Source organism: Wolbachia endosymbiont (group A) of Rhinocyllus conicus, assembly GCF_947250775.1.
In the GTDB taxonomy this organism is placed as follows: Bacteria; Pseudomonadota; Alphaproteobacteria; order Rickettsiales; family Anaplasmataceae; genus Wolbachia.
This window is the reverse complement of sequence record NZ_OX366349.1, coordinates 991,320-1,008,311: the sequence shown is the minus strand read 5'-3', so window position 1 is coordinate 1,008,311 and position 16,992 is coordinate 991,320. Positions and strand designations below refer to the sequence as shown.

The 16,992-nt window shown below is 33.8% G+C and carries 10 protein-coding genes and 1 pseudogene; 6 read left to right on the top strand and 5 right to left on the bottom strand.

Annotated features, from left to right (window positions below; all coding sequences use genetic code 11):
- Positions 1–88: 88 nt before the first annotated feature.
- The 3 genes from OOK92_RS05055 to OOK92_RS05045 all read right to left on the bottom strand — a co-directional run bounded on the left by OOK92_RS05055 (position 89) and on the right by OOK92_RS05045 (position 4,910).
- Complete coding sequence (locus tag OOK92_RS05055) at positions 89–1,333, bottom strand: ankyrin repeat domain-containing protein (protein ID WP_264735431.1); 1,245 nt, start codon at positions 1,331–1,333, stop codon at positions 89–91.
- A gap of 96 nt (positions 1,334–1,429) precedes the next feature.
- Positions 1,430–3,508 carry an ankyrin repeat domain-containing protein gene (locus tag OOK92_RS05050; RefSeq protein WP_264735430.1) on the bottom strand — a complete coding sequence of 693 codons (2,079 nt, stop codon included), beginning with the start codon at positions 3,506–3,508 and terminating at the stop codon, positions 1,430–1,432.
- A 193-nt stretch (positions 3,509–3,701) separates the two neighbouring features.
- Positions 3,702–4,910, bottom strand: a complete 1,209-nt coding sequence (locus OOK92_RS05045; RefSeq protein WP_264735429.1) for a leucine-rich repeat domain-containing protein — start codon at positions 4,908–4,910, stop codon at positions 3,702–3,704.
- Positions 4,911–5,185: 275 nt separating this feature from the next.
- On the opposite strand from OOK92_RS05045, the gene OOK92_RS05040 reads away from it, so the two are divergent.
- The 4 genes from OOK92_RS05040 (at position 5,186) to OOK92_RS05025 (ending at position 12,818) form a co-directional block, all read left to right on the top strand.
- Positions 5,186–11,401, top strand: a complete 6,216-nt coding sequence (locus OOK92_RS05040; RefSeq protein ID WP_264735428.1) for a tetratricopeptide repeat protein — start codon at positions 5,186–5,188, stop codon at positions 11,399–11,401.
- 64 nt (positions 11,402–11,465) lie between these two features.
- On the top strand, positions 11,466–11,672 hold the full coding sequence (locus tag OOK92_RS05035; RefSeq protein ID WP_264735427.1) for a latrotoxin-related protein: 207 nt from the start codon (positions 11,466–11,468) through the stop codon (positions 11,670–11,672).
- 57 nt (positions 11,673–11,729) lie between these two features.
- A protein-coding gene (locus tag OOK92_RS05030; RefSeq protein ID WP_264735426.1) for an IS630 family transposase occupies positions 11,730–12,591 on the top strand; the annotation gives its coding sequence in 2 pieces (ribosomal slippage) (positions 11,730–12,055 and positions 12,054–12,591; 864 coding nt in all).
- 5 nt (positions 12,592–12,596) lie between these two features.
- On the top strand, positions 12,597–12,818 hold the full coding sequence (locus OOK92_RS05025; protein ID WP_264735425.1) for a hypothetical protein: 222 nt from the start codon (positions 12,597–12,599) through the stop codon (positions 12,816–12,818).
- 46 nt (positions 12,819–12,864) lie between these two features.
- On the opposite strand, the pseudogene OOK92_RS05020 reads toward OOK92_RS05025, so the two are convergent.
- A pseudogene (locus OOK92_RS05020) lies at positions 12,865–13,868 on the bottom strand (IS630 family transposase).
- 370 nt (positions 13,869–14,238) lie between these two features.
- The gene (locus tag OOK92_RS05015; protein ID WP_264735424.1) at positions 14,239–15,120 is read right to left on the bottom strand and encodes an Rpn family recombination-promoting nuclease/putative transposase; all 882 of its coding nucleotides are present in this window, start codon (positions 15,118–15,120) and stop codon (positions 14,239–14,241) included.
- A gap of 97 nt (positions 15,121–15,217) precedes the next feature.
- Between OOK92_RS05015 and wmk the strand changes: the two genes are divergently transcribed.
- Together wmk and OOK92_RS05005 are read left to right on the top strand one after the other, a co-directional pair.
- Complete coding sequence (gene wmk / locus OOK92_RS05010; RefSeq protein WP_264735423.1) at positions 15,218–16,144, top strand: WO male-killing family protein Wmk; 927 nt, start codon at positions 15,218–15,220, stop codon at positions 16,142–16,144.
- A 171-nt stretch (positions 16,145–16,315) separates the two neighbouring features.
- The gene (locus tag OOK92_RS05005; RefSeq protein ID WP_264735422.1) at positions 16,316–16,909 is read left to right on the top strand and encodes a JAB domain-containing protein; all 594 of its coding nucleotides are present in this window, start codon (positions 16,316–16,318) and stop codon (positions 16,907–16,909) included.
- Positions 16,910–16,992 lie beyond the last annotated feature (83 nt).

The window sequence follows — 16,992 nt, the reverse complement described above, 5'->3', positions numbered from 1 at the left end:
TTTTTAACACTAATTAGTTTTAAATTAACATAAAATTTATGATAATTTTCTACTTTAAATAGATAAAGTTTTTCTCCCGTTATCCTTCTCAAACTCTACTGAGAAATTTACTTGATGCAGAGTGCTGTTGTAACGATACATCCGTCACTTTTGTAGTACTTAACATACTTGCAATTCCCATACGTCCAGTTTCTCTAGCAAGATCTAAAGGTGTTTTGCCATTATTATCTTTAACTTGAGTATTGGCACCTCTATTAATTAGAAACCTTGCAGTGATTTCTTTAAAATACCCATCAACACCAGCAGTATAGTGTAGCGGAGTCAAACCATTTGCATCAATTTCATTAATGCTTACTCCCTTATTTAAGAATAGCTCTATAACATTAGGGGTTGTTCGTCCTCCTCCGCGAGCGGCAAGATGTATAGGCTTTTGACCATCAACAGTTTGAGCATGAATATCAGCCCCTTCATCTATTAGCAGTTTTACAGCCTCCAATTCAGCATGTTTAGCAGCATAATGTAGCGGAGTTAACCCATTTGTATCAGTATCATTAATACTTACTCCGCTGCTTAAGAAGCACTTTACAATATTAGCAGTATTAGCAGTTTTGTATCCTCCGCGGGCAGCAAGATGTATAGGTTTTTGACCCTTAATGGTTTTAGCATGAATATTAGCTCCTTTATTAAGTAGAAATTTTGTAAGATCTAAGTGATCAAATCGAGCAGCATAGTGTAGTGGAGTTAAACCATTTTTATCGGTATTTTCAATGCTTACTCCTTTACTTAAGAACAAATCTATAATATTTACGTGCCCTGCGTAAGCAGCAAGATGCATAGGCTCTTGACCACAAGTATTATTAGCATAAATATTAGCCCCTTTATCAATTAGAAATTTTGCCACTTCTAATTTATTCTCGGATGCAGCATAGTGTAATGTGGTTCTACCAATTTCATCAGCATCATTAATACTCACTCCCTTGCTTAATAAGAACTCCACAATATTTTTATGACCTCCAATGATAGCATCATGTATAGGTTTTCTGCCACCAATGCTATTCTTAAAATTAATGTTAGCTCCTTTGCCTACAAGAAACTTTACAGTATCTAACTGACCATATCCAGCAGCAAAGTGTAGTGGTGTACTGTCATTACTGTTAACATCATCAATACTTACTTTTTTGCTTAACAAAAACTCTATAATATTATTACGACCAAACTTGGCAGCTGAATGCATAGGCTTTCTGCCACTTACATCTCTAGTGTGAATACTTGCTCCATTTCTAACAAGCTCTTTAACCTTACTAAGGTTGTTTTGTTCTATTGCATTATGCATAAATCCTCCCAAAATATTATACTACTACTAAAATAATAAAATAAAGCAAGATGTTTTTGAAATAGCAAAGCCAATATCTTTCGCTTCATTTTTTGCTCATAAATTTAATATCTCCTCACGCTGACTTTTCCTTGATTCTTGTACTTTATCTGCCCAAGTTTTAGATGTACTATGAGATTGACTAGGTTTTCCATACCTTTTAAAATACCCCTGCTCAATAGCATCATAAACCGAATATCCACCAAGTAAACAATTCTTACCTAATTTTTCTCCACAATTTTTTAATTGCTCTAGCAGATCTTGATTATTTACTTCTACCCTTATTTGACCTTCATTTTGCTTATCAGGATATAATCTAACTTCTAACTCTCCCTGACTGGTAGGGAAAGTTAACACTATATCACTATTATCTGCAAGGTTAGTGTAATTCCTTATACCATTTTCTGTTATAATATCCACCTCGCTTTTTCCGATCTTTATTATACTTCTTCTATATCCTACCTCTTTCTGATTTAGCTCTAGATCTCTTACTTTATCTGTGATCATTGCAACATTTATTGTGCTATCTTCTGAATATTCCAAATAAAGAACAGTGTTATCCATTCTTACATCATTCAGCTTATTATTGGCTGCACTTCTTGCAACTTTAACAAGTTTATAAGCATTATCGACGTAGCTCGCATAAGCATAAAAGATATTATTTTTATGATACTTAAATTCTAATTCCAGTTCGTTAATTACATCAATACTATTTTCATTATACAATACTGCCCCTGCTGATACCAAATTATACACTATATCACTAGCAACTTCAGAATTCCTTTTTAACTTATTTAACTCACCAATTCTTTTTATCACATAATCTGTGAAACTATACCAGTTACATGCAATAGGGTCTTCTGGAGAAAAGTCTTTGTTAAAATTTAGCCGCACTCCAGATCTGATTGCCTCATCTACAACTTTTTCTAGTTTGTCCATATCTTCAGCTTTAGATACCCTGTCTAAAAAATCATCTAATTTTTTCTTTTGATCTGGCATTAAATGGTGCCATAAAACGAGGGGACGTTTTTCCTCTGCTATGCAATGAGGTACATCACATGATGCACCTGCCTTCAAAAATAAGTCTCTTATTTCTGCACCAATAGCTTTATCAATATAAGTAATATTTCCAGCACACTCAAGAACTTCTAACTCACCTCTTTCACTCCGAATATTTAACACCACTTTTAGATCCAGGTTACTCTTGTGTTTATCCAAAAACTCTTTTAAAGTTTTATTGAGGTGAATAGGGCCGAATATAGGAATTACAAGAATGTTATATAACTCTCTACGCAACTCCTCTTGTTCTTTAGTTAAAAGAAGCCCTGCCACATTGTAATGACCATTATCAATTGCAACCTGTTGTGGAGTTTTTCCTTGTCTATCAAATATATTTGCTCCCCGAAGTAGTGAGCTTACACCTTTACTATTACCACTAGCAGCAGCATAGTGCAAAGGCGTCTCTCCTTCGATGTTTTTTGCGTTGGGATCTGCTCCTGCTGCCAAGAGCAAACTTACAGCTTGATCTTCCTGATTGCGACCCACTTCATATATATGAGCCCCTGAAACCGCATGCAGTACTGTTGCATCAGATTCCCCTCTTTTAAGGTTAAGAACAACTTTTAGATCCGGATTGCTTTTATTATTTTTTAAAAATTCTTCAAGCTCATAAACACCACCATTATCATAATCAAAGGGAACACTTTCATCATACCAGTCTAGATACTTTAAAATATTTAGTAGCTCTTTGTTTAACTCCTCTTCACTTTCTGTAAGTTTATGTTCTTCAGTAAACCAAACACACACTTGTTTACGTAATGAATCTCGACTATCCATTAAAGATGGTGGTACATTATCTTTAAGTGTCGGCATAGTCATTTGAGTATACCAAGAATCACCCTGATTGTATATTTCATCTATCTCACTCTCTGAGTATCCTCGCTTTCTTAAGGTTTCTAACGGATCATTACACAGAACTTGTAATAGATGTTCTGATTTAATTAACTCATATTCATCATCAAATAGTTCATCTGTTTCAAAATACTCTTGCTCAGTACTTAATTCCTCTCCTTCTTTTATTGTTTCTAACCTTTGCTTAAATTTTAAAAAATGTTCTTTTAACTTTGTAGAAGCCATACCATTCCCTAACCAAAACAGATAATATATTATGTAGAATATATAATATTATTCAAGCTAATTTCAACATAATATTTTTATTATTTTGCAATGTTTGAGTTTTCATAGAAGATCAGCAGTCCATATGGCAAAAGTAGGCCAATTCTGCGTTATGCTGGATTACTACAAAGAAGAGCTTGTTGTGTATACTTAATCATTTGGATGAAGCCTGCAACGTTGTAGAATGCTTAGCAGTAGATATACCAGAAAGTGTACTCTTAACAATAGCCCATTTACCTACATTAGAATCCTTTTGCTTCTCTTTACTAATTTTTTCATTCCATTCCAAATCAAGAGAAGTAAGATTTGGAAGCTTACCATCTTTTAATGCTTCACTTAAAGCTTTTACACCTTCAGCACCAATTTCATTCCATCCCAAATCAAGAGAAGTAAGATTTGGAAGCTTACCATCTTTTAATGCTTCACTTAAAGCTTTTGCACCTTTAGCACCAATTTCATTCCATCCCAAATCAAGAGAAGTAAGATTTGTAAGATTGCCTTTAGCTAAAGCTTCTGCACCTTCATCACCAATTTTATTCCCTACCAAACTAAGAGAAGTAAGATTTGTAAGATTGCCGTTAGCTAAAGCTTTTGCACCTCTATGATCAATTCCATTCACCATCAAATGAAGAGAAGTAAGATTTGTAAGATTGCTGTTAGCTAAAGCTTTTGCACCTTCAGCGCCAATTGTATTCAATTTCAAATGAAGAGAAGTAAGGTTTGTAAGATTGCCGTTAGCTAAAGCTTTTGCACCTATATAACCAATTTCATTCCATCCTAAAGCAAGAGAAGTAAGCTTTGTAAGATTGCCCTTAGCTAAAGCCTTTGCACCTTCATTACCAATTTTATTCCATTCTAAATGAAGAAAAGTAAGATTTGTGAGATTGCCTTTAGCTAAAGCTTCTGCACCTTTAACACCAATTTCATTCCCTACCAAAGTAAACGAAGTAAGATTTGAAAGCTTAGCTAAAGCTCTTGCACCTATATAACCAATTTCATTCCCTACCAAAGTAAGCGAAGTAAGGTTTGTAAGATTGCCCTTAGCTAAAGCCTTTGCACCTTCATTACCAATTTTATTCCATTCTAAATGAAGAGAAGTAAGATTTATAAGATTGCCGTTAGCTAAAGCTTTTGCACCTTCATTACCAATTTTATTCCATTCCAGATGAAGAGAAGTAAGATTTATAAGATTAGCATTAGCTAATGCTCTTACACCTTCATCACCAATATCTAAATCGACTAGAGAAAGCTTTTTAATGTGTGTATTATTTTGTAAAAAGCTTACCAATCTTTCTATGTCCACTACAGTACCTTTAGCATTTATTCTTAAAGAATCATCTTGAACGAATTGATCAAAATCCATTTTATCCTCACACAACATTACATAACTTATATTAATACTATTATTAGGATAGTAAAACCATAAATCAACCACTTTTTTAAAAAATATTTTCAGCAAAAACATCATGCTAATTAGCTTCACAAAAGATTTTATTGTTTACTTTTTCCAAAAATCACAAAAAAGTGAGGGTTTGCAAAGCTAATTGACAGGGTTTAAAGATATGCCTAAAGTATATTGGGTTATTAGTTTTTTATGGTATATACAGTGTTTTTTTTATTCATAGCAAGGGGGTAACTATGCCAAATACTTCAAAAACTTCCTCTTCTTCCAAGGGAGATGAGGCATCTAAGCCGGTCAAAAAAAGGCAAAAATCTTCCAAGACATCTGCTAAAGAAACTGGAAGTAAATCTACTGATAGATGTGAACCACCAGTTGTAAGTTCTGCAGAAGCAGAAGGAGAACGTTGGTATGAGTTATTAGAAAAAAAAATAGGTTTGGATATTAATGCGAAAAAGTGGATGAAAGAACATCCAGATCTGGCTTTCCAAAATAAGTCTGAACTACTAATTAGGCTAGCATACGAACTATGTTTAGCTAAAAATACAGAATACGCAAAGTTTGATACAAGAAGGATATTTGCATTATTTGAAGTGGCTAATGATCTGATAGAACAATCAGATCGTAAGAATTTCGTGGAATTTGTATGTCAAAAGGGTAAAGTGCAGTTATTGGAAATGATTTGTCAAAAAGAGAAGAAAGATGTAAAAGGAAGCGGTAATATAGAAGGGCAACACAGATGGAAAGGAACTTTTACTGGTTATTCAAAACTAATAGACTTATTACAATATGTAATTAACCAGCCATGTTCTCCTGAAATAGTGCTGTGTATTGCAGAAAAAATGTATGGAAACGCACATATTTTTTGTAATGGAGAGCAGTACCTTGATAGCATGCAAGTTGAAAAGATGAAAGGAAACTTTGATTACCAAGATTCAGCTATAAAAGAGTTTTTAAAGAAAGCAATTAAATTAGGTTACAAAGATACAGTATTAGTAATGTTAGGTGGTGATATTTATCATTGTATTCGCTTAATGAAATGGGAAGCGTTTCAAAAGAACCAAGAATTTCTTGCAGCCTACGATATGATAAAAGAAACAGTAGCAGATATAATAAGTTCATGGGTGAAAGATAAAAAATTTTACAAAGGTTATGTACAAAATTTATTAGATCAAGGAATAGAGACAGACATGAAGGAAATGAAGAAAGAAGATCTCATATATCAACTAGAATATCTAGGAAAAAAGGTAATGAACAAAGACTACATTAGCAAAGAAAAATTAATGGAAGAGCTAAAGAAACTAGGAAAGGAAAAAGGGGAAGTAAGACTAAGATCAATTGTAGTAGGTGCTTTAATATCGACACTGTTTTTTAAGCATCAAGATAAAGCGATGAAAGGCGAGTCATTTATACTAAAAACCACAGTCCGGGAAAAGAAAAGAAAAGAAAAGAAACTTAACGAATTAAATCAAAAGATAAATAGTGAAGAATCTATAAATGACACAGTATTAGAATTAATTCAATTATTGAACTCAGCTTCTCATTTGGCTAATGGCTGGTTCTTTAGAGAAGTGTTAGCAAAAGTTGCGAATGAGAATTTAGATAAGTTAAAGGCAGTTTGTGCTGCTATATGTAAGGGGTCAATGGAAGAATTGCTAAATGGTGAGGAAATTCATGAAAATGTGATCGATGTTCTAAAGTTTGCTGATGTTAAAGTATTACCTAGTCAAATTACAACGTCAGAAATTCCAAGTAGTTGTGCTAGTATTGGTGATTATTTTATGGAAGATGTAAATGAGATGCATCTTAGAAAAAAAGCAAAAGAGGGTTGTAGTAGTGATGAATTAGCTTTTAGTGGATTGACGAGAAAGATTATACGTGATCTCGAGCAAAAGAAGGAGCTTACAGATAAAGAGGATTTAATATCTAAGGCAGTGAGTGAGATAAAAAAAGGAATCGATATTCTTGCTGATGGTACCGCGGCTAATATAGATGTAAAAGATATATTTCTAAGCTTTGAGCTTATTAACGACAGAATAACAAAAGAGAAACGTAAAGAAATTGTAGAATTTGTGTGTCAAAAAGGTAATGTGCAGTTATTGGAAATGATTTGTCAAAAAAAGAAGAAAGATATAAAAAGAAACACAAGTATAAAAGGGCAGTACAAATGGAGTGAAACTTTTACTGGTTATTCAAAACTAATAGGCTTATTACAATATGTAATTAACCAGCCATGTTCTCCTGAAATAGTGCTGTGTATTGCAGAAAAAATGTATGGAAACGCACATGTTTTTTGTAATGGAGAGCAGTACCTTGATGGCAACCAAGCTAGAACCAACAAAAGAATCCTTGGTTACCAAGTTTCAGTTGTAGAAGAGTTTTTAAAGAAAGCAATTAAGTTAGGTTACAAAGATACAGTATTAGTAATGTTAGGTGGTGATATTTATCATTGTATTCGCTTAATGAAATGGGAAGCGTTTCAAAAGAACCAAGAATTTCTTGCAGCCTACGATATGATAAAAGAAACAGTAGCAGATATAATAAGTTCATGGGTGAAAGATAAAAAATTTTACAAAGGTTATGTACAAAATTTATTAGATCAAGGAATAGAGACAGACATGAAGGAAATGAAGAAAGAAGATCTCATGTATCAACTAGAATGTCTAGAAAAAGAGATAACGGATAAACACATTGTTAGCAAAGAGAAAATAATGAAAGAGCTAAAGAAACTAGGAAAGGAAAAAGGGGAAGTAAGACTAAGATCAATTGTAGTAGGTGCTTTAATATCGACACTGTTTTTTAAGCATCAAGATAAAGCGATGAAAGGCGAGTCATTTACACTAAAAACCACAATACTGGAGAAGAGTGAAAAAGAAAAGAAACTTAATGAATTAAATAAAAAGATAAATAGTGGAGAATCTATAAACGGCACAATATTAGAATTAATCCAATTATTGAACTCATGTTCTCATTTGTCTAATAACTGGTTCTTTAGAGAAGTATTAGCAAAAGTTGTGAATGAGAATTTAGATAAGTTAAAGGCAGTTTGTGCTGCTATCTGTAAAAAGCCCATGGAAAAATTGCTAGAGGGTGAGAAAGTTCATGAAAATGTGGTTGATGTTTTACAGTTTTTTGGTGTGGAAAAAGGTTTTTTACTAGAAAGAAGTATACTAGAAAATAGTGATGATGCATTAGTTAGAAATTCACAAGGCGTTGAAGAGACTTTAAGCAATAGATCAGAGAAGAGTATTAGTTCATCAAGTCGACAATCATCTGCTGATCATGATCCACAAAGCAGTACAGTACCTATAAGTCAAGGAGGAAAATCTATACCTTCTGCCGCATCAAAAAAGAGCTGTTCTGCATCAAATCTAGCTGGTTCAAGAGTGGCAGAAAAAAATAATGAAGGTGTTATGCAAAATAATTGTGTACAAGGTGGAAATCCTTGTTATAGCGTAAATACGGGTAGAGAGTTTTACTACCTGAATGTAAGAAATAGTTCTATGGGGGTTAGAATGGAGAAATCGCAACAAGGGGGAATATTAAATAAGATCCGCTCTAAGCAGCGGGAGTCATTGCGAAAAAAGTCATCTGATGATCGGTTACCAAAAGTTAGTTACTTAGAGGATGCTCATTGTGAGAGATATAGAAAAGCGTTTCTAAATAAGGTGTTTAATTATAATAAATTTATAGATTCTTCTATGTTATCGGTGGAAGGTCAAAATACAGAAATGGATCGCTCATCATTGAATAATTCATCAAGTACTTCACTAGATATTTCATCAGTTAGTATAAATGATTCAAGGGATGAATCGCGCGAAGATGATCCTTATCTAGATGGCATGCAAGATTACATTACAGGACTTGATCTGCTAAAAGAAGGAGACGAGAGTCGAGCTAAAAATAAGATTCGTGAGTCGGCAGTTAAGGGATTTGAATGTGGAATGTACGCATATGCGATAATAAAGTTTAAGGAAGCTATGGAAGGTAATATCACTACAACAATGTTGGGAGTAAACTGTGCTCCGCAAGAAGTGGTCAAAGAAGCTGTTGAATGTATGGTTAAGTCAGGAAGGTCTTTTTCCCCTTTGAATAGTTTTATACTTGGAATTATGGAATTATACAATGTAGGAAATTATTGCAAAGTGATTCAACATACATCGCAAAAGTCATGGAAAATGCATTTCGCTGATGTCTTGCGGAGTACTAAAAATACCCCTTTTATAGGTCCGATTGCAGAGCACAATCTCTTGGCTTGTGTTGGAGCAGCTAATTTGGATTTTGCTGATTCAAGTGATTATCTGGAGATGGTAGGAAAAGAGAAAGGAATGAAAGAATTAGAATCGATGATCGATCATGTAGAATATGAGTTGGCAAAAGATATGGTATCAAATAAAACAGATCTTGTTACTGCAGGGTATCTGTTTCGACAATTATCTAGCAAATCTTTTTCTGATGCGCAATATTCGTATGCGGTTGCGCTGTTCAACGGTAGACTTGATCAAAGAGAAGTTAAAAAGGAACAAAAAGTTCACGATTTGCTTAGTAAAGCTGCTAGTTGTAAACATCCAGAAGCAATGCTTCTCTTAGGGATATTGCTTTTTAAAAAGGGGTATGAGTTTGTTAGATCCAATAATTATTGGAGTTATTTAGAAGATTTTATAAATGTAATGCATGATGATAAGAGTTTGAAACAAAATTATCTCAAAGAAAAAGTATCGATTTTTGTTGCTTATGAATACATTAACAAGAGTAATCCTTATGTACAATATGATGAACAAAAGGCTAGGGGTATTTTACAAAACAATTGTGACAAAAATCAATTGGAAAAGTTAGAAAAAGCAATAGAAAAAGGCAAAGAATGTTCTAAAAATCTATTAAGTGATGTACTACAAACATTAAAATATGTGGGTTCTGTACTTAAAACAAAGGGTAGTGATAAGTTATATGCTCAAAAGTTACCATCTATGCTAGAACAGCTACGTAGGAACTTAAAAGATAGCAAAATAACTATTCAACAATCGCAAAACCTGTTACTTGTGCTGCAACAACTAAACAACATATCATCTCCTAATGAGAAAGATCTTTTACCACTACAGCAACTATGTTACAATTTAGAAGAAGAAGTTGAGAAACAACTAGATGGTTCTTCACAAGCGGAAATGTTGTCACTAATAGCAGAGCTAAGTAAAATGGGTATTGATGTACAAAGAAGACGTTCTAGTAGTCTCTCATCTATCAGTGCTACTAAGTCAACAAGTAGTAGACGACGTTCGGCTGCTGAAACATTACAATTACAGAGTCTGGATGAAAGTACGTCTGATGTTTTTAAGTATCCTTCAACTCCATCTTCAAAGGTAAAGGAAATTACTATACCGTCAAATAGTAATCAAGCGCTATTATCTAGACCAAGAGCTGCTAGTACGGCTGTTAATTTTGAAGATGATAGTGAGCTAGGACCTTTTGTCAACGCTAGTGAATTCTTCAATACTGATTCAGATACTAGTACTGCGTTAAATAGCAGGGGTAGCAGAATGTTTGAATCTAGCCGTCGATTATCTTTGTTTGTGCATGATATACCAGACAATGGTAAGCTTCTAGGTCAATGTTTTAATCTTGCAGCAGAGTTGTGCGAAAAGGGTGAGTACAAAGGTGCTCTTGAAACCTATGGGGAAGTATTTGACAGAAGAGAAAGTGTTCTAGGTTATAATCATCATGGTACTATAATGGCTCGCCATAATATGGCAGTACTGCTTTACACAATAGACGAATCTCAGCAGGCTTTAGACATTTTCAAGGAAATGCTTAATAAGTTAGGCCCTAGTCATCATTATGCTGCATCAATTAAACATAATATTGATATAGTATCAAAAAAACAGGGAAAAGAATTGTTTATAAAACCTGGCGAAAAACAAATAGAACCTTCCTCAAAATCTGTATCAAATAATTTTCAAAATGTACCAATAGTAGATAAAGGTAAGAGTAGTTATGGTTCAAGTTTGAGTTCATCATCTGGCTTCGAGAGTGGTCTTTCTGCTTTCTCAGAGCAGAGTATCAGTGAGGGAGGTAAAATAGCCAAATTACCGAGTAGCGTATCCGGTAGAACAGAACAAAAACAAAGTTCCGGTAGTTCACAGCAAAATGTTTCTGCAGTGGCAGGATTGGGCAATGGTGGTAGAAGAGTAGAAAGATTAAGTTCTTTTTCCTCAACTCAGGGTAGAAGTACATCTGGATTCAGTCGATCATCTTCGCGTACTAGTTTGCGTACTAGTAAATCAGTCAGTGATGAGTTTAGCGCTACAGATATATCTAAATGTACTTCCAAAGGGCAGAAGGTAAAAAACAAAAGTAGTGACATGCATCCTTCAAGATCTAGCTCTCGTCCCTCTAGTAGTCTAGATAATTTAGAAACAGAAAAGCATACAGCTTCTTCTAGAAGTATAGGAAAGAGGTAGATAAAAAAAGTATATTTCTACAACAGATCAATCTATATCTCCACGAGAAGCACAGGGTTATGCATTGAATATTACAAAGGGATTTGAGAAAGTAATAGAGCAAGCTGCAAGGGATAGCGAAATATCAACGCATCGATTGGATATTGATTTTATGGAAATACAGAAAGAAGTTACAGGAAAAATCATGAGTGGTAAATTTGATGAGATTTCAGGGATTTTAAACTCGTATGTAGAGAAAGTATGTCCTGGTGAAGAAGCTGGTAAATTATAGCTCTTCTCATAATAATCCAAATAAGTTAAGATATGGATTTATGGTAGTGGGGTTTGTATGCCAGCAGCGTATAGTTACGACTTAAGGAAAAAAGCAATGGAAGCATTGGATGAAGGAGAAAGTAGAGCAACTGTTGCCGAGAGATTTAAAATTGGGAAAACGACTCTATATGAGTGGCAGAAAAGGCGTAAGGAAACGGGAGATTTTCAGTCAAAAAAGCCTGGAAGCGTAGGATATAACCATAAAATTACTGACTGGAATGTTTTTAGCAAATTTGCAAAAAACTATGGTGGCAAAACTCAGTCAGAGATGGCTAAACTCTGGGGCAATATCAGTAGACAAACGATTCACCGTGCACTTAAAAATATTGGATTTACAAGAAAAAAAGACCTACGGATATAAAGAAAGAAATGAAGAGAAGCGAGCTCACTTTTCAAAGGTTATAGCAACAAAACGTCATGAAAATCTTGTATATATTGACGAATCTGGAATAGATAATACAGAAGACTACCCATACGGATACTGCAGAAAAGGAGAGAGGTTTTATTCACTAAAATCAGGTAAAAAAACTCAGCGCGTCAGTATGATTGCAGCTCTAAATAAAGAGAAAATTATTGCTCCATTGACCTTTGAAGGATATTGCAATAAGGATGTTTTCGAGGCTTGGTTTGAGCAGTTTTTAACTCCAATTTTAAGGTCTGGCCAAACTGTAGTTCTTGATAACGCTACATTCCATAAATCTAAAAAAATAGATAATCTTGCTAAAGGAGTTGGTGCTGAAATTCTTTATCTTCCTCCATATTCTCCAGACTTTAACGAAATTGAGCATCAGTGGTTTGCTATAAAGAACAGAGCTAGAAAAAATATCCCTATTTTTAAGTCTTTCCGTCAAGCTGTTGATTCTGCTTTTTTATTCTGACTATTATGAGAAGAGCTATAAGTCCGAAGAGATTTGACAAGTTTATAGCTCAATTTAATAAGGGGCTGCTAAATCAATCAATAGAGCAGGTATTACACAATGGAGATGATACATTAGAAGTTGATGGTGTAAAGCAAATGAGTTTAGAGCCTCAAAGTTATTTAAGTAATGCTTCTATTCAAAGCTATTCAAAAAGGAGAAAGTATCAACTTGTCTTTCTGATGTAGGAGTAACCAAGCTTGGAAATACTTTGAGTAATACCAAATTCCATTACTAATCGAACAAATAAGAAACATTACAAACTCGTTTAATAGTAGTGCTGGAAATACTGACAATAAAATTACACAGAACATCTGCAAGTAAGCCTATGGTATCGTAGACTCTGTTACGTAAAGTATTGTGTTTGATATATTGCCACAACCTCTCAACAGGATTCAGTTCCGGTGAATAAGGAGGCAAGTATATAATGGTAATGTTTTCCTGAAATTTCAAACTTTTTGATCTATGCCAACTTGCACAATCCATTACAAGAAAGGCTTTTTTCGTGCCTAAATCTTTCGACATCTGCTCCAGAAATATATTCATACAATCAGTGTTTACATATGGAGCAAGTAGGCTAATTTTCTTACCAATTCTTGGATTTACCGCACTGTAGATATAGAAATTTTGTCTACCAATTTTCATTTTAACCTGCGTTCTGACTCCTTTTTTAAACCATCCGTGTCCGATTTTTGAATGAGTTCCAAATCGTGATTCATCAAAAAAACACCTCTTTTTCAGGGTGGGAATTGACTATTTTATTGAAGTATTTTTTAAACTCTTCTTGCTTGTTTTTATCTTGTTTATGGTGCATTGGCCTCGGTGTTATATAAGAAAATTTCATCCTTTGTATCTCACGGTGCACTGTTGATTTGCTAATGTTTAGGCCAAATTCCTCTGAGATTTTTATCTGCACTTCCTTAATAGTAATATTTGGATTTCTTTCTACCCATATTTCAATTTGCTCACGTTGATTTTTGTTTAATTTGCTTTTTCTTCGCCGCTGGAGACGGGGCAAATAATCTTTCTTCTCTACCAAATTTTAGATGCTTTATCCATTCAGTCAAAGCAGTCCTTGAAATTTTACATATTCTTGCAACAGCGCTTATACTACTTTCTTTTCCTGCTATCACCGCTTGTAACTTTTTTGAAACATATGCGTTATTTCTGACCTTTTTTAACATTTCTTTCGCCAAATTTACAACTTTTTCGTCTAATAGTTTTGACCTTAATGCCATTTATACCTCTCTATTTTATCTACTTTAGTATCACTTCTTTCCCATTATTGTCTATCTGTTCTTTATATAGTGGGAATTGGTATAAGTAGGTGAGAATATGGAAGATATAATATGCCAAATAGTGAAAAGCTTATAATAGAATTTAAAGTAAAGGTAGCCAAAATAATGAGGGAAACCAGTAGCAAGTTTGATGGTCCTAATACTAAAGTAGCTTTGATATAGAAGTTTGGGTAACGTTATGATAGTAATTTATATAATTCTGTGTGCTATCTTTATAGCTGTTTTAGACAGTTCATTAGACTCTTAATTATGGGGTATGTTTAACTTAAGAAAGATTTTCATAAATGTTGAAGTGAATAAGTTGTAGTATTTATGTTTTTTCTTTGAGTTGTGAAATTTCAGAATGAGAGAGACCGGTAATTTGAGCTATAACATCTATAGAGACACCGGCCTTGAGTGAGTTTTTGGCAACTTCGATTTTTTCTTCTTGTCTACCTTTTTCTTGACCAACTTTAAGACCCTCATCAAATTTTTGAGCTAAAGCAGCTACCTCATCCATTATGCGTTTTTTCATTTGTTCATATGCTAGTAACTCTTCTTCTGACCAATTAAACTTATTCATCTCTTCATAAGCTCGTTTTATTATTACGTCACTACCAACTATCTTATCTAGATCCTCTTCCCTCGTTTCTCCTGCATACCGAAAAAAGTAACACCATTTTTCTACTATATTTTCTAGTTGGTCTTCTTTTGTCTTTGTAAATTTAGGTAGTTCTATGAATACGAAGTAAAAATCCTTTAAGTCATGTTCGAAGCTATTTTGATCTAAAATGACATGATTAGATTTGTACTCAGACTTATCTGGAAAGATGATACAATCAGCAACAGCAATAAAGATAATTTCTTTAAGGTTATGATAATCATCACCTTGATCAGCTTGACTTGAGTAGGCTTTGGCAGCATAATATTGAGCACGTTTTTCGAAGCCCTTGGTCTTAGTGAACTGCATCTCTATAATGTATCTTGAACCTTGAGAGTCTTTACAAAGAACATCGACAATACTTTGCTTTTTAGCGGCAATCTCAGGATCCAAAATGGTAGCTAAGAATTCAACATCGTGAATAGCAGCTAAGCCAGTAAAGCCTAAAATATCGTTCAAGAAATGAATGAGAATATCTTTGTTTTTCTCAGTGCCAAATATTCTTTTGAAGGCATAATCGTTGCGTGCATCAAGAAATTTAGAAAAAGCCATGAGAAAGTAAGATAAAAAGCATTAATAATTATACACAATTTTGAAGAAATGTTCAACAATCTTGATTTATGTTAACCTATATAATATTTATTTCTGTATGGCAAAGTATACTACTGTTTCCATAAGGTACCAAATAGCACAAAAAGTAAGGAGCTGGAGGCTAAAGCGAGGATATACTCAAAAAGATTTAGCGGGAAAAATCAGTGTAACATATCAAATAGTACTACAATATGAAAAAGGAATACGTAAAATTTCGATTGAAAAGTTATATGCTATAGCAAAGGTGTTATCAATTAGTATTACGGATCTTATTCCTGTATCAAATGAAAAAATCCGCCTTGAAGACGAGGAAGAGGAAATATTAAATCTAGTAAGAAAATATAAAACGATTAATGATCAAGAGTTGCGCAAGGTGTTTTACTTGCTAGCAAAATTTACCCGAGTTGGTGAGAAAAGTAGTAAAAAAGCAGAGAAAGTAAAAATTGCAAAGGGCCTGGTTAAAGCAGGGATTTCTGTTGATATTGTTTCACAGGCAATTGGCCTCTCTGCTGATGAATGTGTTGAAGAAAAAATAGGTTCTATATACTGCAAAATAGGAAAGAAGATAAAAGAATGGAGGCTAGTGAGAGAGTATACTCAAAAGGATTTGGCTGAGAAAATGGTTACAACACGTGATGAAATAAGCAACTATGAGCAAGGACGTGTGGCCATTCCACTGGAAAAATTATATGCAATAGCAGAAACATTATCGATTAGTATTACAGATCTACTAATAGAGGAAGATGAAGGTAGTAGAGTGGAAAATGAGCTACCTGATTTGATTAAAGAATACAAAGAAATTGAGAGCCAAGAACTACGTAATGTACTAATAAAATCTATGTTTAAAAGCATACAAATTTGTGAGGAGAAAATTAGAGAAGAAGAAAGAATCAAAATTGCAAAGAACTTAGTTAAAAAAGGAATTTCTACCGATATTATTTTGCAAATAACAGGCCTCTCTTTAGGCAAAATTCAACAAGTTTAAAATAAAAAAATCACTATATATTAATATCTTCACCTATTCATGAAAAAATAAGTAAAAAAGATTGAAAAATTGATTTGACTTCACTCGGAAGCTATGGCTCTATGCCAATGCTGATAAAAAAACAGCAGTAAATATTTAAAAAAAGTTTGTTGTTAGTGAAGGGTAAATTATATGAATAAAATTAAAGAGGAAATAGAGTTCAGAATATTAGAAAGCAAAGGCAAAGCACTACTTGATCGTGAAATAATGGAAACATTTCTAAGTGCAGTACATGAAAGGCCACAAGCTCAAGAAATTGCTAAAAATCTGGTGAATACTTATGCAGGAGTAGGAAGGATTTTAGGTCGAGAAATGGATGACCTGAAAGTCATAGAAGGAGTAACTGATTCTGCAGTAGCAATGATTATGTGCGTTAAGGAAACACTAGAAAGGGTACTGAGAGAAAAGCTCAAGGGAGAACCAATCATGGACTTACAAGGGCTAGTAGAATACTTGAACGTAAGTATAGGTCATGCAGAGAGGGAATGTGTAAAAATACTGTACTTGAATAAAAGGCGCCAATTAATCGGAGAAGAATCCTATATTGGTGAAATGGAAAAAGCACCGGTGTACATAAAGGAAATTATAAGAAAAGCATTAATAAAGAATGCAACATTAGTAATAATGTCACTACCCCGCCAACAATGTTGCAAAAAACGTAAAATTAGAGAAAAGCATTTCTCGAAAACTTCTATGTCCAAAAACAAGAGTGCCATTTATTTATAGTGCCAACAATCAATTAACCATCAGTTTCAATGAATGATATGAACATATTATTTCAAGGAAAGTTCATGGGAAATAAGAGATTA